The organism is Naumannella cuiyingiana, from assembly GCF_013408305.1.
GTDB classification, from domain to species: domain Bacteria; phylum Actinomycetota; class Actinomycetes; order Propionibacteriales; family Propionibacteriaceae; genus Naumannella; species Naumannella cuiyingiana.
The window spans coordinates 847,498-870,827 of record NZ_JACBZS010000001.1; the positions used below are offsets into that span (position 1 = coordinate 847,498).

At 71.2% G+C, this 23,330-nt stretch carries 24 protein-coding genes; 14 read left to right on the forward strand and 10 right to left on the reverse strand.

Features of this window, described 5'->3' with window-relative positions; genetic code table 11:
* Window position 1 precedes the first annotated feature (1 nt).
* From GGQ54_RS03860 to GGQ54_RS03875, 4 genes are all read right to left on the reverse strand, one after another.
* Window positions 2-556 carry a hypothetical protein gene (locus GGQ54_RS03860; protein WP_179444187.1) on the reverse strand — a complete coding sequence of 185 codons (555 nt, stop codon included), beginning with the start codon at window positions 554-556 and terminating at the stop codon, window positions 2-4.
* Window positions 557-840: 284 nt separating this feature from the next.
* Window positions 841-2,004 (reverse strand): 5-(carboxyamino)imidazole ribonucleotide synthase, encoded by a 1,164-nt coding sequence (locus GGQ54_RS03865; RefSeq protein ID WP_179444188.1) that lies wholly within the window; start codon window positions 2,002-2,004, stop codon window positions 841-843.
* A gap of 48 nt (window positions 2,005-2,052) precedes the next feature.
* On the reverse strand, window positions 2,053-2,970 hold the full coding sequence (locus GGQ54_RS03870) for a carbon-nitrogen hydrolase family protein (RefSeq protein ID WP_179444189.1): 918 nt from the start codon (window positions 2,968-2,970) through the stop codon (window positions 2,053-2,055).
* Window positions 2,971-3,077: 107 nt separating this feature from the next.
* Entirely contained in the window at window positions 3,078-4,385 is a 1,308-nt protein-coding gene (locus GGQ54_RS03875; protein ID WP_179444190.1) for an MFS transporter, read from the reverse strand.
* Between the two features lie 110 nt (window positions 4,386-4,495).
* Here GGQ54_RS03875 and GGQ54_RS03880 point away from each other — a divergent pair, with 110 nt between their 5' ends.
* On the forward strand, window positions 4,496-5,398 hold the full coding sequence (locus GGQ54_RS03880; RefSeq protein ID WP_179444191.1) for a LysR family transcriptional regulator: 903 nt from the start codon (window positions 4,496-4,498) through the stop codon (window positions 5,396-5,398).
* Between the two features lie 8 nt (window positions 5,399-5,406).
* On the opposite strand, the gene GGQ54_RS03885 is transcribed toward GGQ54_RS03880, so the two are convergent.
* The 3 genes from GGQ54_RS03885 to GGQ54_RS03895 form a co-directional block, all read right to left on the reverse strand.
* Entirely contained in the window at window positions 5,407-5,901 is a 495-nt protein-coding gene (locus GGQ54_RS03885; RefSeq protein WP_343045843.1) for a GtrA family protein, read from the reverse strand.
* A 23-nt stretch (window positions 5,902-5,924) separates the two neighbouring features.
* Window positions 5,925-6,422, reverse strand: coding sequence for a PH domain-containing protein (locus GGQ54_RS03890; RefSeq protein ID WP_179444192.1), 498 nt, complete (start codon window positions 6,420-6,422; stop codon window positions 5,925-5,927).
* Window positions 6,423-6,675: 253 nt separating this feature from the next.
* A complete protein-coding gene (locus tag GGQ54_RS03895) occupies window positions 6,676-7,488 on the reverse strand; it encodes a biotin--[acetyl-CoA-carboxylase] ligase (RefSeq protein WP_179444193.1) in 813 nt (270 codons plus the stop codon).
* Between the two features lie 45 nt (window positions 7,489-7,533).
* On the opposite strand from GGQ54_RS03895, the gene GGQ54_RS03900 reads away from it, so the two are divergent.
* From GGQ54_RS03900 to GGQ54_RS03910, 3 genes are read left to right on the forward strand one after another with little or no spacing between them, the layout of a single operon-like run.
* Entirely contained in the window at window positions 7,534-9,105 is a 1,572-nt protein-coding gene (locus GGQ54_RS03900; RefSeq protein WP_179444194.1) for a carboxyl transferase domain-containing protein, read from the forward strand.
* A gap of 28 nt (window positions 9,106-9,133) precedes the next feature.
* The gene (locus GGQ54_RS03905) at window positions 9,134-9,364 is read left to right on the forward strand and encodes an acyl-CoA carboxylase subunit epsilon (protein ID WP_179444195.1); all 231 of its coding nucleotides are present in this window, start codon (window positions 9,134-9,136) and stop codon (window positions 9,362-9,364) included.
* A gap of 43 nt (window positions 9,365-9,407) precedes the next feature.
* Entirely contained in the window at window positions 9,408-9,992 is a 585-nt protein-coding gene (locus tag GGQ54_RS03910) for a helix-turn-helix domain-containing protein (protein ID WP_218843684.1), read from the forward strand.
* Here GGQ54_RS03910 and GGQ54_RS03915 read toward each other — a convergent pair.
* Window positions 9,973-10,749 carry a DUF1028 domain-containing protein gene (locus GGQ54_RS03915; protein WP_179444197.1) on the reverse strand — a complete coding sequence of 259 codons (777 nt, stop codon included), beginning with the start codon at window positions 10,747-10,749 and terminating at the stop codon, window positions 9,973-9,975. The two genes, GGQ54_RS03910 and GGQ54_RS03915, sit on opposite strands and share 20 nt — an antisense overlap.
* A 115-nt stretch (window positions 10,750-10,864) precedes the next feature.
* Between GGQ54_RS03915 and GGQ54_RS03920 the strand changes: the two genes are divergently transcribed.
* From GGQ54_RS03920 to GGQ54_RS03945, 6 genes are all read left to right on the forward strand, one after another.
* The gene (locus GGQ54_RS03920) at window positions 10,865-12,406 is read left to right on the forward strand and encodes an ABC transporter substrate-binding protein (protein WP_179444198.1); all 1,542 of its coding nucleotides are present in this window, start codon (window positions 10,865-10,867) and stop codon (window positions 12,404-12,406) included.
* 10 nt (window positions 12,407-12,416) lie between these two features.
* Window positions 12,417-13,415, forward strand: a complete 999-nt coding sequence (locus tag GGQ54_RS03925; protein WP_179444199.1) for an ABC transporter permease — start codon at window positions 12,417-12,419, stop codon at window positions 13,413-13,415.
* Complete coding sequence (locus tag GGQ54_RS03930; RefSeq protein WP_179444200.1) at window positions 13,412-14,323, forward strand: ABC transporter permease; 912 nt, start codon at window positions 13,412-13,414, stop codon at window positions 14,321-14,323. Before GGQ54_RS03925 ends, GGQ54_RS03930 begins: the two co-directional genes overlap by 4 nt.
* Complete coding sequence (locus tag GGQ54_RS03935; RefSeq protein WP_179444201.1) at window positions 14,320-15,990, forward strand: dipeptide ABC transporter ATP-binding protein; 1,671 nt, start codon at window positions 14,320-14,322, stop codon at window positions 15,988-15,990. The genes GGQ54_RS03930 and GGQ54_RS03935 overlap by 4 nt, the downstream gene beginning before the upstream one ends.
* 100 nt (window positions 15,991-16,090) lie before the next feature.
* Window positions 16,091-16,762: a DUF937 domain-containing protein gene (locus GGQ54_RS03940; protein ID WP_179444202.1), complete on the forward strand. Its 672-nt coding sequence runs from the start codon at window positions 16,091-16,093 to the stop codon at window positions 16,760-16,762.
* A complete protein-coding gene (locus GGQ54_RS03945) occupies window positions 16,759-17,391 on the forward strand; it encodes a Maf family protein (protein WP_179444203.1) in 633 nt (210 codons plus the stop codon). The genes GGQ54_RS03940 and GGQ54_RS03945 overlap by 4 nt, the downstream gene beginning before the upstream one ends.
* Here GGQ54_RS03945 and GGQ54_RS03950 read toward each other — a convergent pair.
* Both GGQ54_RS03950 and GGQ54_RS03955 read right to left on the reverse strand, forming a co-directional pair.
* The gene (locus tag GGQ54_RS03950; RefSeq protein ID WP_179444204.1) at window positions 17,384-17,872 is read right to left on the reverse strand and encodes a hypothetical protein; all 489 of its coding nucleotides are present in this window, start codon (window positions 17,870-17,872) and stop codon (window positions 17,384-17,386) included. The two genes, GGQ54_RS03945 and GGQ54_RS03950, sit on opposite strands and share 8 nt — an antisense overlap.
* A gap of 25 nt (window positions 17,873-17,897) precedes the next feature.
* The gene (locus tag GGQ54_RS03955; RefSeq protein WP_179444205.1) at window positions 17,898-18,335 is read right to left on the reverse strand and encodes a hypothetical protein; all 438 of its coding nucleotides are present in this window, start codon (window positions 18,333-18,335) and stop codon (window positions 17,898-17,900) included.
* A gap of 36 nt (window positions 18,336-18,371) precedes the next feature.
* On the opposite strand from GGQ54_RS03955, the gene GGQ54_RS03960 reads away from it, so the two are divergent.
* From GGQ54_RS03960 to GGQ54_RS03975, 4 genes are all read left to right on the forward strand, one after another.
* Window positions 18,372-19,388, forward strand: coding sequence for a decaprenyl-phosphate phosphoribosyltransferase (locus GGQ54_RS03960; RefSeq protein WP_179444206.1), 1,017 nt, complete (start codon window positions 18,372-18,374; stop codon window positions 19,386-19,388).
* Window positions 19,385-20,761 (forward strand): decaprenylphosphoryl-beta-D-ribose oxidase, encoded by a 1,377-nt coding sequence (gene dprE1 / locus GGQ54_RS03965; RefSeq protein ID WP_343045844.1) that lies wholly within the window; start codon window positions 19,385-19,387, stop codon window positions 20,759-20,761. The genes GGQ54_RS03960 and dprE1 overlap by 4 nt, the downstream gene beginning before the upstream one ends.
* Window positions 20,762-20,788: 27 nt before the next feature.
* Window positions 20,789-21,544 carry a decaprenylphospho-beta-D-erythro-pentofuranosid-2-ulose 2-reductase gene (gene dprE2, locus GGQ54_RS03970; RefSeq protein WP_179444207.1) on the forward strand — a complete coding sequence of 252 codons (756 nt, stop codon included), beginning with the start codon at window positions 20,789-20,791 and terminating at the stop codon, window positions 21,542-21,544.
* 286 nt (window positions 21,545-21,830) lie between these two features.
* On the forward strand, window positions 21,831-23,324 hold the full coding sequence (locus GGQ54_RS03975; protein ID WP_218843686.1) for an HNH endonuclease signature motif containing protein: 1,494 nt from the start codon (window positions 21,831-21,833) through the stop codon (window positions 23,322-23,324).
* Window positions 23,325-23,330: the final 6 nt, after the last annotated feature.

Below are 23,330 nucleotides of genomic sequence, written 5' to 3' on the forward strand. Positions count from 1 at the left end.
ACTACTTCACCGGGTAGGCGGTGATGACGCGGCCATCGTTCGAGACGACAACCTTGACGAAGGTCTCGCCCCTCCTTCCGACGATCGAACCCATGTTGGTTCGGACGACGAATCGGTCGGTCGCCGTCCCAGCGTTGGGAAGGAAACTTGCTCCTTCAGATCTCAGCGCGCCCGCGACGGAACCGTCGATGTCGACGCCCTCCGCCCACTTGTTCCAGCGACCACCCGCGCCAGGCAGGTACTTCGCAGAAACTGTCCAATCATCAATGTTGTCCGCCGCGCGGAAGGCCGAGCTCGACGCTTCTGCGAGACGCGACGCCCCGTTTGCGGCGCGTGTGGTTGACGTGGCGACGCGTGTGGCCCGCACACCCCACGCCCCGCTCCGGGCGGCCCAAGTGCCCGCTCGAACGGTGCCCCCACCGGGGATGAGCAAGGTGAGCGCGGTCAAAGCGATCTCACACTGGAGTTCTGAACACGCGTACGGATCGTCAGCATTGCCACAACCAGCGCTGACATACGGCCGGTTCTCCGGATTGTAGGTATTGGCCCAGCCCACCGGCGTCACCCCGCCGTTACGAGACTTCGCAACCTCGTACCGATCAGGATGCGGATGAGCCCACGTCCCGCGCCGGACCGCGCGCCGCCCACTCGGGATTTGACGCGACCAACCCTCGGTCAACGACTGCCGCTCCCCGCGGCGGTGGTTCGCATACGCCCGCTCAGACCGGACCTTGGCCACCCGACTCCGATAACTGCGATACGACTTCACCGCCCCCGCTCGGCCACCACGAACATGACCCAACACGAACGCGTTGTACTCCCCACCCGACATCTCCACCCCTAGCCCCGCTCGGCAGGATCACCCATCAGGTACCCGGCGGCGTGCCGGGCGCGACGGCGTACCTGCTCAAGATCATCACCGTAGGCATTCACGTGCCCGACCTTGCGGCCCGGGCGCACCTCCTTGCCGTACAGCTCCGCGCGCAGCTCGCGGTCCCGGGCGAAACAGTGCAACAGCGCCGACACCAGATCCGGCTCGCTTCCACCGAGCACATTGCCCATCACGGTCCACGACTCGCGCGCGGCCGGATCGCCGAGCGGCAGATCGACCACCGCGCGCAGGTGGTTCTCGAACTGCGAGGTGACCGCCCCGTCAATGCTCCAGTGCCCGGTGTTGTGCGGGCGCATCGCCAGCTCGTTGACCACGACCGAACCGTCGCGACGCTGCATCAGCTCCACCGCCAGCACCCCCACCACACCAAGATCATGAGCAATCCCCAGCGCGAGCCGCTCCGCACCCACGGCCTGCTCCTCGGTCAGCCCCGGCGCCGGCGTGGTGGTCTCGACGCACACCCCGTCACGCTGGACCGACTCGCTGATCGGGTACGCCGCGGCCTGGCCCGACGGGGAGCGCACCACCAGCGCGCTCAGCTCGCGCTCGAAGTCGACGAACTCCTCCGCGACAACCTGCACCCCCTCGCCCAGCCCGGCGAACGGCTCGTCCGCGACCTCCACCCCGTCCAGCTTCCACACGCCCTTGCCGTCATAGCCCCCGCGGGAGGTCTTGGCGATCACCGGCCAGCCGTGCTCGTCGCCGAACGCGCGCAACTCACCCGCATTCGCCACCACCCGCCAGGCCGGCACCGGTACGCCGAGCGCGGTCAGCCGCTCCCGCATCACCGCCTTGTCCTGTGCATGCACCAACGCGTCCGGCCCGGGCCGCACCGCCACGCCGGCCGCCTCCAACTCGCGGAGGATCTGCGTCGGCACGTGCTCGTGGTCAAAGGTGATCACATCGCAGCCCTCGGCAAACGCGCGTACCGTCGCCGGATCGGTGTAGTCGCCCACGGTCACGTCCGCCACCACCTGCGCGGCGCTCACGTCCGGCCCCTCGGCCAGCAGGCGCACCCGCAGCCCGAGCCGGATCGCGGCGGCGTACATCATCCGCGCCAACTGGCCGCCGCCGATGATGCCGACGACGAACGGGCGTACCGATTCACTCACGGCCGCTCAGCCTAGCCGCCGCCGGCCGTCGGCCGTCGGCCGTCGGCCTCAGTCGAACCTGACCCCGTCGCGCGGCCGGCTGTCGACGACGAGCTCGAACACGTCGGGCCGCGCGTAGTGCCCGACCGGGTCGAAGTCGAGATGCCGTTCGGTCTTCGCCGCGAGGTCGATGTCGGCGAAGAGCACTTCCTCGGCGTCGAAGACCGGCCCGGCCAGCACCTGCCCACCCGGATCGATGATCATGCTCCCGCCGCGCATCAGCACGTCGCCGTCGGCCTCGTACTCGACCCGGTAGTCCTCGCCGAAGTCGGCCCGGGTCAGGTATTGGCATGCCGACAACACGAACACCCGCCCCTCGAGGGCGATGTGGGTCATCGTCGCCTGCCAGGTGGGCCGGTCGTCGGCGGTGGGAGCGCACCAGATCTGCACTCCCTGGGCATACATCGCCTGGCGCAGCAGCGGCATGTAGTTCTCCCAGCAGATCACCGCACCCAGGCGCCCGGCCGGCGAGTCGACCACGTCGAGCGTCGAGCCATCGCCGAAGCCCCACACCAGCCGCTCCAGCGCGGTCGGCATCAGCTTGCGGTGCATCCCGACCAGGCCGGCGCCCGGATCGATCATCAACGCGGTGCAGTAGAGGGTGTTCCCGCGGCGCTCGATCACGCCGATCACCGTGAACACACCGGACTCCGCGACCAGCTCGACGAGCCGCGCGACCTCCGGGCCGTCCACGGCGACGGCCGCGTCGGCGTAGCGGCGGTAGAGCTCGCGACCCTCGGGCGAGCGCGCCCCGACGACGCTGCCGAAGGTCGATCCCTTCGGGTATCCGCCGATGAATGCCTCGGGGAAGACGGCCAGCTCGGCCCCGCCGGCGGCGCACTCGCGCAGCAGGTCCGCGGTCTTGTCGATGGCGGCGGCGGAATCGAACGGCACGGATCCGGCCTGCACGACGGCTACACGGGTCATTGATCGGCTCCTCGGTCGATGATGCGGGTGAAATGGGGTACGCCGGGCACGTGCGGCCATGATCGCTCGGGCCATGATCACTCGGGCCATGATCACTCGGGCCATGATCATTCGGAGATGTCCCGGCGCAGGGTCTCCGGCAACAGCGTCGCCAACACGATGCCGGCGAGCAGGGCCACCGCGACCAGGTAGCCGGCCGGCGCGAGCGAGTTGCCGGTGAGCCGGATCAGCAGCGCGGCGATGAACGGGCCAGGGCCGGCGAGCAGCGCCAACGCGATGTTGTGGCCGAGCGCGGCCCCGCTGGAACGGATCGATGCGGGGAACACCTCGACCAGCAAGACGACGTTCATCACACCGGCCATCGCGACGAGCACACCGAGCACGACCAGCCCGAGCAGGACCAGCGGGAACGAACCCGTGTCCCAGAGCCAGAAGATGGGCAGGCCGAGCAGCACCAGCCCGGCGGCCGAGGCGAGCACGACCGGTCGCCGACCGATCCGATCGGCGATCATGCCGATCAGCGGATTGACCAACACGTAACAGCCGAGGCCGATCGAACACGCCAGCAGGGCGTCGAAGCGCGCCATCCCGACCACGCCGGACAGGTGATTGTTGGCGTAGGTGATCAGGTAGTACAAGCTGACGCCGAACAGCGCGGAGAACGTCAGGGCGAGCACGAACGCACGCGCCACCGCGTCGGCCCGCAGGGGCGCGGTCTCCCCCGCCGCGCGGCGCGCGGCGACCTGCTCGAAGACCGGCGTCTCGCCGAGCCGTCGCCGGATGTAGATGGCCACGACGGCCATCACGAACGACGCGAGGAAGGGCAGGCGCCAGCCCCACGCCGCGACCTGCTCCGCGGACAGCGTCGCGGTCAGCAGGGTTGCCAGAACGGTGCCGGTGAGGAAGGCGAGGCCCGCCGTGGTGGTCAGGATCGTCGCGGTCCGGGCCCGCCGGGTGCCCGGTGCACTCTCGATCAGGTACGCCGCGGCGCTGGACCACTCGCCGCCGACCATCATGCCCTGCACCAGCCGCAGCACGACCATCAGCGCGGGCGCCCAGATCCCGATCTGGTCGAAGGTGGGCAGCAGGCCCATCAGCGCCGTGGCCACCCCCATCCCGAACACGGTGATCACGAGCACCGCGCGCCGGCCGAGCCGATCGCCGAGCGGCCCGAGGACGAGCGCCCCGATCGGGCGGGCGAGGAAGCCGGCGGCAAAGGTGGCGAGCGAGGCGAGCAACGAGGCGCTCGGATCGTCGGAGGGAAAGAACTGCGCCCCGATGACGGCGGCGAAGTAGCCGTAGATGGCGAAGTCGAACCACTCCATGAAGTTGCCGATGCCGACGGCAAGGCCGCGTTTGCGCAGGTCCACGCCGGCGCTCGCGGCGGTGGGCGACTGGGTGCTGGCCTGATTCATGATCACTCCGGCTCCGGTGCCGGCCTCCTTGCGGACCGAAGCTAGGTACCCGGGACGGTCACCGACCACCAGTAGTAATGACTACAGTGGGCATCATCAACGTCATTGATTTGAGGCGGGTCGATCTCAACCTGCTGGTCGTGTTCCACGTGCTGATGCGCGAGCGGCACGTCACGCGCGCCGCCGCCACCCTGCAGATCAGTCAGGGCGCGGTGAGCGCCGCGCTCGGGCGCCTGCGGCGTACCTTCGACGACGACCTGTTCGTCCGCACCCGCTCCGGGATGCAGCCCACGCCCCGGGCGCTGGAGCTGGCCTCGCGGATCGGTCAGCCCCTGGGCCAGATCGCCGGAGCGCTGTTCGGCGACGAGGTCTTCGAACCGCAGGCATCGCGGCGCACCATGATCATCGCGCTCTCCGACGACCTCGAGGCCTGGCTCGCACCGCGCCTGCTCGCCGCGGCCGGCCAGCGACAGTGGAGCGTGCGGTTCACCTTCCGACAAACCAATTCCCACCTGTGGCGCGATGCCCTGGCGAACCCGCGGGTGGACGCCGTCATCTGCGCCGACCCGGGCAGCGTGCCCGCCGCGTACCAGCGCCGCCCGCTGTTCTCCGGCTCCTACAGTTGCCTCTACGACGGCGCGCGGCTCGGCATCTCGACGCCGCTGTCGCTGCGGGACTACGTCTCCTTGCGCCACGTCCGGATCTCCTACGACGCCCAGCGCGGATTCGTCGACGATCTGCTGGACGCGATGGGCCACGAGCGTCCCGCGATCGGCTCGTTCACCCACTTCGCCGGCGTGCTGACGTCGCTGCGCCGCACCCCGACCGTGGCAACGCTGCCGAGCTTCGCCGCGCACGAGTTCGCCCATGCCGCCGGCCTCACCGTCAGCCCGCCGCCGATGCCGATGCCGAGCTTCGCGATCACGCTGCTCTGGCGCGTCGCCGACGAGGGCGATCCCGCACATCGGTGGCTGCGCGACCTGATCGCCTCGATCCCCTGGCCCGGCGCCTGAACTCTCGCTCAGATCAGCCGGAAGATCACGAATCGCTGGACCACGAAGTTCACCGCGGTCGCGACTCCCTGGGCGAAGACGAAACAGATCACCTGGGTGGGCACCTCGGCCCCGTGCCCGAGCGCACGCAGCACCAGCGGGAAGGTCAGCGAGTACAGCCCGACCTGCAGCGCGAACGTCAGCGCATACAGCGCGACCACCGCGGCAAAGCGCCGCTTGCTCGGCTCGGCCCGGAAGGTCCAGCGACGATTGATCAGGTACGCCGTGGTGGTGCCGAGCACGAACGAGACCGCCTTGCCCGCCGGCTGGCTGAACCCCAGCAAGTGGGTCAGCGCCAGCAGCGTGCCGAAGTCGACGACCGCCGACAGGCCGCCCGTCACCACGAACCGGACGAGCTGCGTACCCAGCGGCGCCGCGCTCCCCCGCTCCTCCAGCGGCAGCTCGATCGGCTGCGGCAGCTCGGCGGGGTGCGGGTCCTCCGCGGCCTGGGACGGGTCGGTCACGGGCGGTCAGCGTACCCGCCGGATCACCAGCGGGCGGGCATCGCGGGCAGTTGCGCGCGGCACAGCTCGTCCAGCACGAGCTGCACCCGCCGGATGTCCGGGACGTGGGAGATCTGCAGCGGCAGCCCGTCGAACGTCGTCAGGCGCAGCGTGCCGCAGCCCAGCAGCCGGTCGGTGAGGGTACGCCGGTAGCCGACCTCGCGGATCCCGCGCAGCGCAATCACCCGGCCGACCCGGCCGAACACCCCCCGGCGGGTGAGGATGCGCTGGTCGGTGAACACATAACGAGTGGTACGCCAGTGCAGCAGCGGCCGCAGCACGAACAGCAGCGCCGCGCTGCCCAGCACCGCCGCGAGCACCCAGAACAGCTCGGGCCGATCCTCCGGGATCGCGCGCAACCCGGCGCCGAACAGCGCGGCGAGGATCAGCAGCAGGATCACCGGCCAGGCGATCACCTTCGCGTGCGGGCGCAGCGTGACGATCTCCTGTTCCCCCGCCGCCAGCCAGCGCCTGCCACCCACGGCCCCCATGCTGACACAGCGCGGGCGCGCCGCCGGTCGAGACCAACGCTGGTTGAGCCTGTCGAGTCCCCACAACCACCCAGCACGCCATCACCCAGCACGCCAACACCCAGCACCCAACCGCCGTTACCGACCACTCGCCAGAGTTCTGGCCACCACGCTGCCCCCGACACAGCCGAAACCCCGACGAGTGGTCACTTTCGGCGCGAGACCTGCCGATAGGCGCCGGTCGAGCCTGTCGAGACCAGCGCGGCTACTCCCCGGGGCGAAGGTGCACGATGTCGCCGGCGCCGAAGGCGCGCGGGCCCGCGACGGTGTGGACGACGATGCGCCCGCCGGCGTCGACGCCGGTGGCCTCGCCCTCGGCCGGCGGCGCGCCTCCCGGCAGTTCGACCCGGACCCGGCGCCCGACGGTGTCGCTCAGCGCGAGGTAGTCCGGGCGCGGATCCGCGCCGTCGTCCCAGCGGGCCAGCCGCGCGGCGAGGTCGCCGAGGATCGCGGCCAGGACGTCGGTCGGGTCCGGAGCGGGTATGTCGCCCGCCGCCGCGGCCAGGTCGAGCGAGGTCGCCGTGGGCACGGGCAGCTCGGCGGCGGTCATCGTGGTGTTCAGGCCGAAGCCGACCACGCTGGCCGGCCGCTCGCCCGGCACCCGTTGGCCGAGAATGCCGCAGACCTTGCGCCCGTCCAGCAGCACGTCGTTCGGCCACTTCAGCCGCGCCGCGAGGCCCGTCGCCTCCCGGATCCCGGTCGCCACGGCGAGCCCGACGATCATCGACAGCCACCCCCAGTCCTCGACCGGGCGCCGCGGCGCCAGCAGCACCGAGGTCGCGACCGAGGTCCACGGCGGCGCCGTCCAGGCCCGGGCCAGTCGACCCCGCCCGGCCGTCTGATGACCCGCCACCAGCACCGTCCCCGGCCCCGCCCGCCCACTCGCCGCCGCATCGGCCAGGTCGGCATTCGTGGAGCCGGTCTCGTCCACCACCGACAGCGCGGGCCAGGCACGCTCCGACAGCGCGGCGCGCAGGCGTACCGGGTCGACGACCGCCCCGGGCGGGGATGCTGACACGGCCGCGAGCCTAGCCCGGGCGGCCGAACGCTAGGGTCCGAGTTTGTGGAACCAGATCTGCACACGACGGCCGGCAAGCTCGCCGACCTCGACCGCCGCATCGACGAGGCCGTCCATGCCGGCTCGGCCAAGGCCGTGGAGAAGCAGCACGCCCGGGGCAAGCTGACCGCCCGCGAGCGCGTCGAACTGCTGGTCGACGAGGACAGCTTCGTCGAGATCGACGAGCTCGCCCGGCACCGCTCCACCAACTTCGGCCTGGACAAGAACCGGCCCTACGGCGACGGCGTGGTGACCGGCGTCGGCACCGTCGACGGCCGGCCGGTGGCGATCTTCTCCCAGGACGTCACCGTCTTCGGCGGCAGCCTCGGCGAGGTCTACGGGGAGAAGATCGTCAAGATCATCGACTTCGCGATGAAGACCGGCTGCCCGCTGGTCGGGATCAACGAGGGCGGCGGGGCCCGGATCCAGGAGGGTGTCGTCTCGCTCGGCCTGTACGCCGAGATCTTCCGTCGCAACACCCACGCCTCGGGCGTGATCCCGCAGATCTCGTTGATCATGGGCGCTGCGGCCGGCGGCCACGTCTACTCCCCCGCCCTGACCGACTTCATCGTGATGGTGGACAAGACCTCGCAGATGTTCATCACCGGCCCGGACGTGATCAAGACCGTGACCGGCGAGGACGTCACGATGGAGGACCTCGGCGGCGGGCGTACCCACAACGCCACATCGGGCAATGCGCACTATCTGGGCGCGGACGAACAGGACGCGATCGACTACGTCAAGGAGTTGCTGTCCTACCTGCCGCAGAACAACCTGGCCGACCCGCCGCGCTTCGCCGACGAGACCTCGCCGGAGCCGACGGAGGCCGACCTGGCGCTGGACACGCTGATCCCGGACTCGCCGAACCAGCCCTACGACATCCACGACGTGATCTCCGCGGTGGTCGACGAGGGCGAGTTCCTGGAGGTGCAGCCGCTGTACGCCGAGAACATCGTCTGCGGCTTCGGGCGCGTGTCCGGCCGCAGCGTCGGCGTGGTCGCCAACCAGCCGACCAAGTTCGCGGGCTGCCTCGACATCGGCGCCTCCGAGAAGGCCGCGCGCTTCGTGCGTACCTGCGATGCCTTCAACATCCCCGTGTTGACCTTCGTCGATGTGCCCGGCTTCCTGCCCGGCACCGACCAGGAGTGGAACGGGATCATCCGTCGCGGAGCGAAGTTGATCTACGCCTACGCCGAGGCGACGGTGCCGCTGATCACCGTGATCACCCGCAAGGCCTACGGCGGCGCCTACGACGTGATGGGCTCCAAGCACCTCGGCGCCGATCTCAACCTCGCCTGGCCGACCGCGCAGATCGCGGTGATGGGCGCCCAGGGGGCCGTGAACATCCTGCACCGGCGCACCCTCGCCGAGGCCGACGATCCCGAAGCCCGCCGGGCGGAGTTGATCGACGACTACGAGACCCAGCTCGCCAATCCCTACATCGCTGCCGAGCGCGGCTACGTCGACCAGGTGATCCATCCCCGGCGGACCCGGCTGGAGATCGCCCGCGCGCTGCGGCTGCTGGAGAGCAAGCGCGAGCAACTGCCACCGAAGAAGCACGGCAACATCCCGCTCTGAACCACCCCCGCCCGCCGAGAGGTACGCCATGACCGACGACACCGCCAAGATCGAGTTCCGGGGCAACCCCACGCCCGAGGAGGTCGCCGCGGTGATCGCGGTGCTCCGGGCGCTGCCCGCCCGCGGTGATCGGGCCGGTCATGATCGCGAGGGGTCCAGCGGTTGGGCGCGGCGCTGGCGGTTGGCCGGCTCCCCGCTCACCCGCGACGCAGCTTTGTCGCCGGGTCCGGGGTCGTGGCAGGCTGTCGGCAGACCGTGACCCGGGCCACTCGACGACCCGGCAGATGACCCGAGGGAGCCGCGTGAGCGAAGAGGTCGACGCCGTGACCGTCGCCGACCTCGGCGCCGTCATCCGCACGACGCGCAAACGGCTCGGCATGAGCGTGGCCGACCTCGCCACCCGCGCCGGCGTCAGCTTCGGCCTGGTCAGCGAACTCGAACGGGGCAAGGGAAATCCGTCGTTCTCCTCCCTCAGCCGGCTCGCGGCCGCGCTGGACATGCCGTTGGCCGCCCTGGTCAGTCCGCGCGCCGACGACGCCATGGTGGTACGCGGCGACCAGCGCACCCACATCCCGGTGGCGCCCGGCACCCCGGCGTCGATGCGCGTCGTCCGGGAGCTGTTGACCCCGCGGACGGCGCTGGTGATCCAGCTCATCCGATCGACCCTGCCGCCGGGCTTCTCCAACGAGGAGCAACCGTTTCGGCATCTCGGGACCGAGGCGGTGACCGTCGAGAGCGGGGTGCTGATCGTCGTGCACGGCGAGCGGCGAGTGCGGCTCGCCGCGGGCGATTCGATCACCTACCCATGCTCGGTGCCGCACTGGTGGGCCAACGGCGACGATGGCGAAACCGTCGTCCTCGGGGCGGTCAGCCCGATCGAGCCCTGAGCACGCCGCCGAAGCTCCGGGCGAACTCCTCAGCCCGGTCCGCGCCGTGGCCGAGCCGCAGCGCCAACAGCCGGGCGAGCTCGCGTACCGGCTCGGCGTGATCATCGACGCGCAGGTCGATGATCAACTCCGGTGGCTGCAGCCGTCGCTCGGCGGGCTCGGCGACCACGATGGCCGCGGACTGCCGCCCGCGCAGGTCGCCGCCGGCTGCTTCGGCGGCGCCCGCCGCGGCGAGCAGCCGGATCGCGAGCTCGGCCGCGCCACCCGGCACCCCGCGATCGGGCGAACCCCCCGCATCGATCGGGCCTGTGTCCGACTCGTCGGCGGCGGCCTCGCGTACCAGCGAGAAGGCGTCCGGGTCCGGGGCCGCGAAACCGTCGACCAGACCGCGCAGAACGGCCGGGCCCGCCAGCAGGTTGCCGACCGCGACCACGCCCCGCTCGGCGAGCGCCCCCGCCCACGATCCGCAGCGCTGCCCGGTGAAGTGCGCGGTGCCGCCGTCGCGAGCGAGCGCGGCCAGTTGCCGCCAGGCCGGGTCCGGGTCGGCGCCGACCGCATCTGCCACGGCCGCCTCGGCCCCGGCGGGCAGGCTGCGCAGGGCGACGTCGCGAAGGCGCCGGTTCGTCCACGCCTGGCTCGCCACCACCCCGCACGTCGGGTCGATCCCGATCGTGGAGGCGCCGACCGCCAGGCTGCGGCTGGCGCTGACGGCGCCGAGCGCGCCGCCGGTCCCGGCCGCGAGCAGGGTGTAGGTCACCGGACCACCTCCGCGTGGCCGAGGCGGCGAAACCCACCCGCACCGAAACCTTGTCGCACGCCGCCAGTCTGCCCCATACTGATCAGATCATCAATGAAGTGATTGCGAGGCAGCGATGAAGCGCAGAACCCTCCTGACCGCGGGCGCGCTCGCGGCGACCGGGGTGCTCGGCGGCTGCTCCACCGGCAGGTCGGTGGATCTCGGCGGCGCCGGGGGCCCGTCGGGCGGATCCGCCGCCGGCGCGGTACTGAACGCCGCGATCGCCGGCGAGCCGGACCAGCTCGACCCGCACAAGACCACCTCCTATTTCTCCTTCGAGGTGCTGGAAAACGTCTACGACACCCTCGTCGAGCCCGACGAGAACCTCGAGCTGCAACCGGCGCTGGCCGAGAAGTGGACCACCAGCGACGACCAGTTGACCTGGACGTTCTCGTTGCGTCAGGGCGTCACGTTCCACGACGGCTCGCCGTTCACCGCCGACGACGTCGTCTACTCCTACCGCCGGATCATCGACGACAAGCTCGCCAACGCCTACAAGTTCGCCGCCGTGAAGGACGTCAAGGCCGCCGATCCCGCGACGGTCGTGATCACGTTGTCACAGCCGGCGCCGAACCTGCTGTCCAGCCTCGGCAGCTTCAAGGGCGTGGCGATCGTCAGCAAGAACAATGTCGAGTCCAAGGCGATCACCACCAAGCCGATCGGCACCGGTCCGTTCTCGCTCGCCGAGTACGTCAACGGCGACCACATCACCCTCGCCGCGAATCCCACCTACTGGGGTGGGGCACCCGGGCTGGGCGAGGTCCGCTACACCTTCGTGTCCGAAGCGTCGACCGCGCTGGCGTCGCTGAGGAGCGGCGAGATCCAGTGGACCGATTCGGTACCCCCGCAGCAGGTGCAGGCGCTCTCGACCGATTCCGGCGTCGTGCTGGGACAAGAGCCGAGCAGCGACTACTGGTACCTCGCGCTGAACGAACGCAACCAGCCGTGGAACGATCCGCGCGCCCGGCAGGCCGTGGCGTACGCAATCGACCGCGACGCCATCGTGCAGGCGGTCAGCTACGGCACCGCGCAGCTCAACCAGCTCGCGATCCCGCCGACCAGCTCGTGGTACACCGAGTACGGCACGTACCGCACGGACCTGGCCAGGGCCAAGCAGTTGCTCGGCGAGGTCGGCTTCTCCGGCGGAACGATCGATTTCATGGCCACCAGCGACTACCCCGAGACGGTCACCGTGGCGCAGATCGTCGCCGCCAATCTCGAACCGCTGGGGATCGAGGTCAAGATCCGGCAGCCGGACTTCTCCAGTTGGCTCGACGATCAGAGCGCGCACAAGTTCGACCTGCTGATGATGGGCTGGCTGGGCAACCTCGACCCGGACGACTTCTACTACGCCCAGCACCACAGCGACGGCGCGAACAACGCCCAGGGGTACTCCAATCCCGAGGTGGACAAGCTGCTCGATGCCGGCCGCACCGAGACCGACGTCGCCCGACGCAAGCAGACCTACGCCCAGGCCGCGACCACGATCGCCGACGACTGCAGCTACATCTACCTCTACAACCCCGCGGTGCTGCAGGTGTGGAGCCCGAAGCTGTCGAACTATGCGATCCGGTCCGACCGGGCGGTGCGGTTCCGGACCGCCTCGCTCGCGCCATGATCGCGCGATCATGACGGCCACCGCGACACCGACGACGGGCGCCACCCGGCGCGGATTCCCTCCCCTGCTGGGATTCCTGCTACGCCGCGCGGCCTACACGGCGGTGGTGCTGTTCGGCGTCATGGTGGTCGCGTTCTCGCTGGTGCATCTGGTCCCCGGCGACCCGGTCCGGCTCGCGCTCGGCACCCGGTACACCCAGGAGGCCTATGATGCGCTGCGCACCGCGAGCGGCCTGGACCGCCCGCTGTGGGAGCAGTTCGTCAGCTATCTCGGCCACGCCGTCACCGGCGATCTCGGGGTGAGCTTTCGCAACGGCGATCCGGTCACCGTGATCTTGTTGAGCAGGCTGCCCGCAACCATCTCGCTCGCGGTCACCGGCCTGGCGATCGCGTTGCTCATCGCAATCCCGGCCGGGATCTTCTCCGCGCTCTCCCACGGCGGCGTGGCCGATGCGATCATCCGGATCTTCAGCCAGGTGGGCGTGTCGATCCCCGACTTCTGGGTCGGCCTGTTGTTGATCACCGCCTTCTCCGCCACCCTGGGCTGGCTTCCGTCGTCGGGCTACGTGCCGATCACCGAGGACCCCGTCGGATGGTTACGGCAGGTTGCCCTGCCCGCGGCCACGGTCGGGATCGTCGCCGGAGCGATCATGACCCGCTATGTCCGCTCGGCCGTGCTCGAGGTCGCCTCCGCGGGCTTCGTGCGCACGGCCCGTTCCAAGGGGCTCCCCGACCGGATCGTGATCGGACGGCACATCCTGCGCAACGCGCTGGTACCGATCCTGACCATCGCCGGGATCCAGCTCGCAACCGTCCTCGGCGGGGTGATGGTGGTCGAGGTCGTGTTCGCCTGGCCCGGGCTGGGCCGGCTCGTCTACGACGCGGTCGCGTCGCGCGACTACCCGGTGATCCAGGGCGCGGTGCTGCTGGTGGCCGCGATGTTCCTGCTGATCAATCTCCTGGTCGATGTGCTGTACGCGGTGGCCGACCCGAGGATCCGGCTGTCATGACCGACCGCGACCGGGGCACCGCAACCGCGGCCGTCGCGCAGGAGGCGCCGACCCGGACCCGCGCCTGGCGGCTGCTGGCCGGAAATCCGGTCACAGCGGCCAGCGTAGTGGTGCTGGTGCTCATCGTCGGCCTGACGGTGATCGGCCCGTTCGTGCTGCCGTACGGGCTGAACGACGTGGACGTCCCGAACGCGCTGCGGCCGCCGTCGGCGGCGCACTGGTTCGGCACCGACGAGCTGGGCCGCGACGTCGCGACCCGGGTGATCATCGCCGGGCGCGCCTCGCTGGAGGTCGCGATCGTATCGGTGGCGATCGCCACGATCGCGGGCGTACTGATCGGGCTGGTCTCCGGCTATGTCGGCGGCGTGGTCGACGTGATCTTGATGCGCCTCGTCGATGTGATGTTCGCCTTCCCGGTGATGCTGCTGGCGCTGGCAATCGTGGCGATCCTCGCGCCCAGCAAGGCGACGACGATGATCGCGATCGGCATCGTCTACATTCCGATCTTCGCCCGCATCACCAGGGCCAGCGTGTTGTCGGTCCGGCAGGAGACGTTCGTGCAGGTGTCGCGGACGATGGGCAGCCCGTGGTGGCGAATCCTGCTGCGTCGCGTCCTGCCGAACGTGACCGGTCCGATCATCGTCCAGGTCTCGCTGTCCCTCGCGTTCGCGATCTTGTCCGAGGCGGCGCTGTCGTTCCTCGGGCTGGGCATCCAGCCCCCGAACCCGTCCTGGGGCGGGATGCTGGCCGACGCCCAGAACTTCCTCGGCCAGGCGTGGTGGATGGGCGTGTTTCCCGGCGCCGCGGTGCTGGTGACCGCGCTCGCGTTCAATCTTGTCGGCGACGGGCTCCGCGACGTCCTGGATCCCAAGCAGCGCACGCTGATGGAGACGAGGAGGCAGCGATGAGCGAGCCCGTGCTGTCCGTGCGCGACCTGCGGGTGAGCATCGGCCGCCGCACGATCGTCGACGGCGTGAGCGCGGAGGTCGGCGCCGGCCAGACCCTCGGGATCGTCGGCGAGTCCGGCTCGGGCAAGTCGGTCACCGTGCTGGCCGCGACCGGCCTGCTCGACGCCCCCGGCGCGCGGGTCGGCGGATCGAGCGTGCTCGGCACGCGCGGATCGAGCGTGCTCGGCACGCGCGGATCGAGCGTGCTCGGCACGACGGGGTCCGCGGGGGTTGAGCTCGTCGGCGCGCGGCCGGCGACCCTGCGCGCGGTCCACGGCGACCGGATCGGATTCGTCTTCCAGGATCCGGCCACCTCACTCAACCCGATCCTGACCGTGGGCCAACAGATCGCCGAACCGCTCCAGGCACATCGGGGGGTGGAGCGCAAGGCGGCACTGGCCCGCACCGGCGAGCTGCTGGAGGCGGTCGGGTTGCCGGATCCGGGCCGGCGCATCGCGAGCTACCCGCACCAGCTGTCGGGGGGACAGCGGCAGCGGGTGATGATCGCGATTGCGCTGGCCTGCGATCCGGCGTTGCTGATCGCCGACGAGCCGACGACGGCGCTGGACGTCACGACCCAGGCGCAGATCATCGACCTGGTCCGGGCGTTGCAGGCAGAGCGTGGCACGGCCGTGGTGTGGATCAGCCACGACCTCGGGGTGATCGGCGAACTCGCCGACGACGTGGTCGTGCTGCGTACCGGCGGGGTCGTCGAGCAGGCGCCGATCCTGGACCTGGTCGACCGTCCGCAGGCCGCCTACACCCGCGAGCTGCTGGCGGCCCGCCCGCGGCTGGACGACGTCGAGCTGCCGCGAGCCGACCCGGCGGCCGCCCCGCTGCTGGACGTCGCCGGCCTGGACGTGGAGTTCTCGGTACGCACGCCCACGGGCCCGCTGCGGGTGCATGCCGTGGACGACGTCAGCTTCTGCGTGCGTGGCGGTCACACGCTCGGCATCGTGGGCGAGTCCGGCTCGGGCAAGTCGACGATCGCCAACGCGCTCACCGGGCTGGTCCGGCCGCGCGCGGGCACCGTGACCCTGGCGGGCGCATCGGTGCTGGGCGCGCGGGGCTCGGCCGGGCGGGCACTGCGGCGCCGGCTGGCGATGGTGTTCCAGGATCCGTTCAGTTCGTTGGACCCGCGCGCGTCGATCGCCGACTCGATCGCCGAACCGCTGCGCGTCCATCGGCTCGGCGGGCGCCCGGCGGCGCGGGTCGCCGAACTGCTCGATCTGGTCGGGCTGCCCGGCGACTTCGCCTCGCGGTTCCCGCACGAGTTGTCCGGCGGCCAGCGCCAGCGGGTGTCGATCGCCCGGGCGCTCGCGTTGGAGCCGGACGTGATCATCCTCGACGAGTCGACCGCGTCGCTCGACGTGTCGATCCAGGCGCGCGTACTGGACCTGCTGCGCGAACTGCAGGCCGAGCTGGGCCTGACCTACCTGTTCATCGCCCACGACCTGGCCGTGGTCGCACAGATGAGCCACGAGGTGCTGGTGCTCCGCAATGGTCGCGCGGTCGAACACGGCAGCGCCGACGATGTCTTCCACCGGCCGCGGGACCCCTACACCCGCGCGCTGCTCGCCGCGATCCCGCCCGACCGCCCGCGCGCGGCCGCCGGTACACCGCGCTGACCCGTCGCCCTGTCGGCGAGCCCCGGCTCATGGCAGGCTGTCGCCAGATCCGACCCGGGTCACCCCAACGACCCGACACCAACCACCCGAGGGAGCCGCCGTGAGCGCCGTCGATGAAATCCTGAACGCCGTCCCGATCGATCAACTCGCCTCCGAGGTCGGCAGCGATCCGGCCCAGACCGAGCAGGCAGCCCGGCAGGCGGTCTCCGCCCTGCTCGGCGGAATGAGCGCCAATGCCGACGACGAGGGCGGCGCACGCTCCCTCGCCACCGCGGTGCAGCAGCACGAGAACTCCCCGGTGGTCGCCGGTGACGGCGGCACGTTCAAGCTGCAGGCGGTCGACACCGCCGACGGCGAGAAGATCGTCTCCAACGTCTTCGGCGACAACACCGAGGCGGTCGTGCAGCGCCTGGGCGGCTCCGGCGGCCAGCAGGACCTGATCAACAAGTTGTTGCCGATCCTGGCGCCGATCGTCCTGGCGTACCTCGCCAAGAAGGTGCAGGGCACCAAGTACGGCGACCTGCTCGGCCCGATCCTCGCCGGCGCCGCGGGCGGCACGGCGGTCGGCCCCCTGCAGGACATCCTCGGCCAGGTCCTCGGCGGCAAGGACCCGCAGCCGCCGGCCGGCCAGCCCGCGCCCGGTCAGCCGGCGCCGAACGCGCCCGCGCCGGAACAGACCGCACCCGAGCCGGCCCAGCAGTCCGGCCCGATTCCGGGCGGCATCCTCGGCGGCCTGCTGAACGACCTGCTCGGCGGGGGCCGGCGCAGTTGAGGCTGGTCCTCGCCTCGGCCTCGCCCGCGCGGCTGGCGACCCTGCGCCGCGCGGGCATCGAGCCGGAGGTGATCGTCTCCGGCGTGGACGAGACGGGGATCGACGCGCCCACGGTGCCCGGGCTGGTCGGCGCGCTGGCCAGGCTGAAGGCCGACGCCGTGCACGAGCGCCTCGCCGCGCAGCGCGGCCCCGGCGACGACGAACCGCTGTTGATCATCGGGTGTGACTCGCTGCTGGAGTTCGACGGCGAGTCGCACGGCAAGCCGGGCGATCCGGCAGCCGTGATCGAGCGCTGGCGGCGGCTGCGCGGCAACTCCGGGACGCTGCACACCGGTCACGCGCTGACCCTGGACGACCCGAGCGGTCGGTTCGGTCCGCCGGGGGTACGCCGCCGCGACGCCGTCGCCTCGACGATCGTGCACTTCGCCGACGCCGACGACGCCGAGATCGCCGCCTACGCGGCAACCGGCGAGCCCGAGGCGGTGGCCGGCGCCTTCACGCTCGACGGGCTCGGCGGCCCGCTGATCAGCGGCATCGAGGGCGACCCGCACGCCGTCGTGGGCATCGGCCTGCCGCTGCTGCGCACCGAGCTGGCCGCGCTGGGTGTGGCCTGGCCCGCCTTCAGTTGATCATGGCGACCATCGCCAGGCCGAAGAACAGGACGGCGAGCACGAGGAGTGGCACCAGCACGGCGATCAGGCAGGTCAGGCCCCCCGTGCCGCGGTGCGGGGCGAACCCGATCCGGCTGGTCCCCCACAGCCCCGGCCGGTAGTAGACGTCCACGGCCTGCCCGGGGGCGAGCTGGACCGGCAACTGCGCGGGGCCGTTGCTGGCGACGGCGTACCCGGCGGCGACGACGTGGCGGCCGGGGCTGACCGGGATCAGTTGGGTGCCCCACTCGGAGAGCTGGGTGACGCCGTCCACGGTCCAGGCGGGCCGGTAGTTGTGCGGCCCCGGTTGCAGGTGCAGGCGGATCAGGGCGCCGGTGCCGAGGCCGCGGTCCGGCACGTTCGGTGCCGGGTACGCGGGGGGCACCCCGGGCTGCGCCGCGGCGGGCTGGGGCGGCAGGTTGCCGTCGGGGCCGACGATGCCGCTGGGCTCGGAGGACATGGCGCGAGTATTTCGTCCGTCCGGGTCAGCCGTCACGCAGGCGCAGCGTGAGCGCGGTGGCCTCGCCGGCGGTCGCGCCCCCGTCCCAGCCGAATCCGGAGAACACGATCCCGCTGGCCGAGGCCGCGCGCACCTCGAATCCGGCCTCGGGCAGCCGGTCGGCGAGGAACGCGATGAACTCCTCCCCGGGCGGGGCGGTGATCACGATGGTGACCACATTGGGCTGGTCGATGCGCTCGGCAAGGCGTACCCCCGCGGGCAGCGGCACCCGATCGACCGGTCCGTTGCGGAATCCGAGCTCGGCCAGGGTCACCACATCCGGCCCGAAGCTCGGTGCCGGCTGCGCGCTGCTGGGAGCGGGTCGGGACGGGGGCGCCGCCGCCGAGCAACCGGCCAGTGCACCGAGGGCGAGCACCACGCCCACGGCCGCCGCGGGGAGCCGGCGGCCCGGCGTCGATTTCACGCGGGCCAGAATAGTCACGCTACGCTCGATGCCGAGATGAGCACCGATCCGACTGCCCCGCGCCCCGGCGACGCCCCCGGCGACAGCGACCCCTCGGGGTTCGACGAGCAGCCACCCGCCCCGGGCGAGCGCCTCGTCGGGCAGACCGGCCAGGACGTCGAGGACGCCAGCCCGCGACGCTCCCGGGTCCCGGCCGCCCTGCGGGCGATGCGGCCCAAGCAGTGGACCAAGAACGTCCTGGTCTTCACCGCGCCGCTGGCCGACGGCAGCCTGTTCCAGCCGGCAGTGCTGGGCCGAGCGGCGCTGGCTTTCGTCGCGTTCTGTCTGATCAGCGCCTGCATCTATCTGATCAACGACATCCGCGATGTCGAGGAGGACCGCCTGCACCCGCGCAAGCGGTACCGGCCGATCGCCGCCGGCGAGCTGCGGGTCGGCGCCGCCTGGGTGCTCGCCGCGATCACCGGCGTGCTCGCGCTCGTGATCGGCTTCGCCACCTCGATCCAGCTCGGCATCGTGCTGGTGGTCTACGCGGTGCTGCAGATCCTGTACTCGCTGTTCTTCAAGCACGAGCCGGTGATCGACCTGGCGATGGTCGCCTCGGGCTTCCTGCTGCGCGCGATCGCCGGCGGCGTCGCGACCGACATCCCGCTCAGCCAGTGGTTCTTGCTGGTCGCGGCGTTCGGCTCGCTGTTCATGGTCGCCGGAAAGCGCTACTCGGAGATGGTCGCGCTCGGCGCGGAGGCGGGTACGCGGCGCTCGCTGGAGCGCTACTCGTCGTCCTATCTGCGGTTCGCATGGATGCTCGCGGCCAGCGTGACCGTGATGGCGTACGCCCTGTGGGCCTTCGAGCAGACGCGGGCGAATCCGCAGTTGTGGGACATCCCCTGGGCGGTGCTGTCGGTGATCCCGCTGACGCTCGGCCTGTTGCAGTACGCCCGCGAGGTCGACTCCGGCGATGCCGGCGAGCCGGAGGACGTGGTGTTGCGGCACCGCTCGCTGCAGGTGACCGGCGCGGTGTGGCTGATCCTGGTCGCCGTCGGGGTGTTCGCGTGAGCGTGCAGGAGCTGCACGGCTTCGGCCGGGCGATGCGCACCCGCGGGCTGGTCCGCCCGGTGCGGACCGTCGACGACGCCGTCGAGGCGGTACGCGAGGCCTCCGCGCGGGCCGGCGAACCGGGCGCGCGGGGGCTGATCGCGCGCGGGTTGGGCTCGTCCTACGGCGACCCGGCGCAGAACTCGGGCGGGCTGACGCTGGATCTGACCCAGCTCAACCAGATCCTCTCGCTGGACGCGGAGGCCGAGCCGCCGCTCGCCGTGGTCGAGGCCGGCGTCTCGCTGGACCAGTTGATGCGGGCGGCACTCCCGCTCGGGCTGTGGGTGCCGGTCCTGCCCGGGACCCGGCAGGTGACCATCGGCGGCGCGATCGCCGCCGACGTGCACGGCAAGAACCACCACAAGCAGGGCTCCTTCGGCAATCACGTGCGCAGCCTGGACCTGCTCACCGCCGACGGCGAGATCCGCACGCTGACCCCGGACGGCGAGGGCTCGGCCGAGTTCTGGGCGACGGTCGGCGGGATGGGCCTGACCGGGATCGTGCTCCGCGCCACCATCGCGATGCAGCGCTGCGAGACTGGCTACTTCACCGTCGACACCGACCGGACCGCCGATCTCGACGAGACCATCGACCTGATGACCCGCGACGACGACAACTACACCTACACGGTGTCGTGGATGGACGCGGTGACCAGCGGGCGGTCGATGGGCCGCGCGGTCTACACCCGCGGCGAGAAGGCCACCCGGTGCGAGCTGCCGGACAAGCTGCGCGGTGAGCCGCTGCGGTTCGTCGGACCGAAGCTCGGCACCGTCCCCGATGTCTTCCCCAACGGGATGCTGAACAAGATCACCGGAGCGGCGTTCAGCGAGTTCTGGTACCGCAAGGCGCCGAAGCATCGCGTCGGCGAGGTGCAGAACATCACCCAGTTCTTCCAGCCGCTGGATGTCTTCGATCACTGGAACCGCGGCTACGGCCCGGCGGGGTTCCTGCAGTACCAGTTCCAGATCCCGTTCGATGCCGAGGCCGCGTTCCGGCGTACCGTCGAGATGATCACGTCGTCGGGGCACATCTCCGGGCTGAACGTGCTGAAGCGATTCGGGGAGGGCAACCGCGGGCTGCTGTCCTTCCCCCGGCCCGGCTGGACGTTCACCGTCGACCTGCCGATCAGGCGCGGCCTGGACCGGCTGGTGCACGCGCTCGACCAGGTCGTGCTGGGGGCGGGTGGCCGGCTCTACCTGGCCAAGGACTCCCGGGTCGATGCCGCGACGTTCGCGCAGATGTATCCGCGACTGGACGAGTTCCGCGAGCTGCGCGCGCGGCTCGACCCGCACGGGATCTTCGTCTCCGACCAGGCCCGGCGCCTCGGTATCTGATCATGACCACCAACCGCGAGGAGAACCATGATCGACGCAGTCGGTAACCCGAGGAACCTGTTGCTGGTCGGCGGCACGTCCGACATCGCGCTGGCGATCGCGCGCCGGTACGCCCAGACGTCGCGGCCGCGCGTGATCATGGCCGCTCGGCCGGGCGAGCGGCGCGAGGCGGCCGCCGCGGATCTGCGCGGGGTTGGCCTGGAGGTCACCGAGATCGACTTCAACGCCGGCGACCCCGGCTCGCCGGCGAAGGCGATCGCGGAGGCGTTCGCGCTGGGCGATGTCGACGTGGCGGTGGTGGCGTACGGTCTGCTCGGCGAGAACGAGCGCGACTGGACCGACCCGGGCTCCGCGCGGGAGCTGGCCGACGTGAACTACGGCTCGGCCGTCGAGGTGGGCGTGTTGTTGTCGAACGCCATGAAGGCCCAGGGGCACGGAACGATCGTGGCACTGTCGTCCGTCGCGGGCGAGCGCGCCCGGAGGTCGAACTTCGTCTACGGCTCGTCCAAGGCCGGGTTCGACGCCTTCTACACGGGACTGACCTATGCGCTGGCCGAGCACGGGATCAAGGTGCTCGTCGTGCGGCCGGGCTTCGTGAAGTCCAAGATGACCGCGGGTCTGAAGGAGGCGCCGCTCGCGACCACCCCGGAGGCGGTGGCCGAGCAGGTGGTCGACGGGGTGCGGGCCGGCAAGGAACAGATCTGGTCGCCGAAGCTGTTCCAGTTGGTGATGTTGGTGCTCAAGCTGGTGCCGAGGCCGATCTTCCGCAAGCTGCCGTTCTGATCGTGATCTGTTGATCAGGGAAATTCCTTGATCAGTTTCGCGAATCCGGCCGGATCCTCGAAGTGGAATCCGTGGCCGGTGCGCGGGGATCTGTTGGCCCGGGTGCGGGAGAGTGTGGTGGGTGGCGACGCCGAGCGGTGAGCCGGGCGCCCGTGACGCCGCGCGCGGCGTCGATTCCCAGGACAGTTGTCCACAGGTGACGACATTGGGGATCCCTTGTGGAAAAGGGCATTGCGGGCGATCTGCGCGGAGGGGAATGTCGGTGGCCATCCCTAGGCTGAGTCCCATGAAGCCGGATCCCCGCGAGGTCGTCAAACGGGCGCAACAGGTGCTCGCCGACGCGCTCGCCGGCGGCGCGGTGAGCGCCGACGAGCCGACCGAGCGGCTGGCGCAACTGGAGGGTTGGCTCGCGCTGCAGGCCCGACTCGAGGCGGTGATCGCCGCCGGCGTCCGGGCGGTCGACGAGGCGGGCGACACGATGCTCGCCCACGGCGTCTCGACGCGGACCTGGCTGGCGCAGACCGGGCGGATGACCGCGGGGCAGGCTGCGGGGTTGATCAAGGACGCCCACCGCCTCGGTCGATTCGCCGGGGTCGCCGAGGCGCTCGCGGAGGCCCGGGTCGGCCCGGCGCAGGCGGGCGCCATCACCGACACCCTGGACCGGCTGCCCGCCGGGCTGTCGCCGGCCGAGCTGGTCGCCGGCGAGGCGACCATGATCGACCACGCGGCGACCCAGCGTTTCGACCCGGCCATGTTGCGCCGGCTCGGCAACCATCTGGTGGAGATCATCGCCCCCGACGTCGCCGACGCGCACGACAGCGCCGCGTTGGAGCGCGCGGAGCGGCGGGCCCAGCAGGCACGCTCGCTCACGTTCGCCGACGACGGGCACGGCTCGATCAGGTTCCGCGGACGGTTGCCGCAACTCGACGGCGAGGCGCTGGTAGCCGTGGTCGACGCGTACGCCACGCGCGACGCCTCCGTCGCGGCGCGCGATCCGCTCGCGGCCGAGCTCAGCTCACCCGAGCAACGGCGAGCGGACGGGCTGGCCGCGATGGTCCAGCACATCCAGGGCTGCGCCACCGCGCCGGGTGCCGGCGGCGATCGGCCGCGCCTGGTCGTGACCATCGCCCACGACGAGCTGCTGGCGCAGGTCCGGCACGAGGTCGATGCACACGGTGTCGATGCGCACAGGGTCGATGCGCACAGGGTCGATGCGCACAGGGTCGATGCGCACAGGGTCGATGCGCACGGGGTCGATGCGCACGGGGTCGATGATCACAGGATCGGCGGCACGCGGGCGGAGTCGCTGCGCACCGGGGCCCGGATCTCGGCGGCCGCGCTACGCCGGCTCGCGTGCGACTGCGATCTGCTGCCGGTGGTGCTCGGCGGCGCGGGTCAGCCTCTTGATGTCGGCCGCGAGCACCGGCTCGTCACCGGACCTGTCCGCGCGGCCCTCACGGTGCGCGACCGCGGCTGCGTGATGCCCGGCTGCGACCGGCCGCCGGAGCGCTGCGAGGCCCACCACATCGTTCCCTGGCAGGCCGGCGGGCCCACCAGCCTGGCCAACCTGGTGCTGCTGTGCCGACACCACCACGGCCTGATCGAGCCACGCCCGCAGGCCCCGCCGGGCGAGCAGTGGGTCGTGCGGATCGGCACCGACGGTTTACCGGAACTACTGCCGCCGACTCGCGTCGACGCCGCGCGCCGACCGCTCCGGCACCCCCGGTTCCGTCCACGTGCCTTGGGTCGTAGGCGTGCGTCCGAATCGGACGACCCGTGAGAGTTC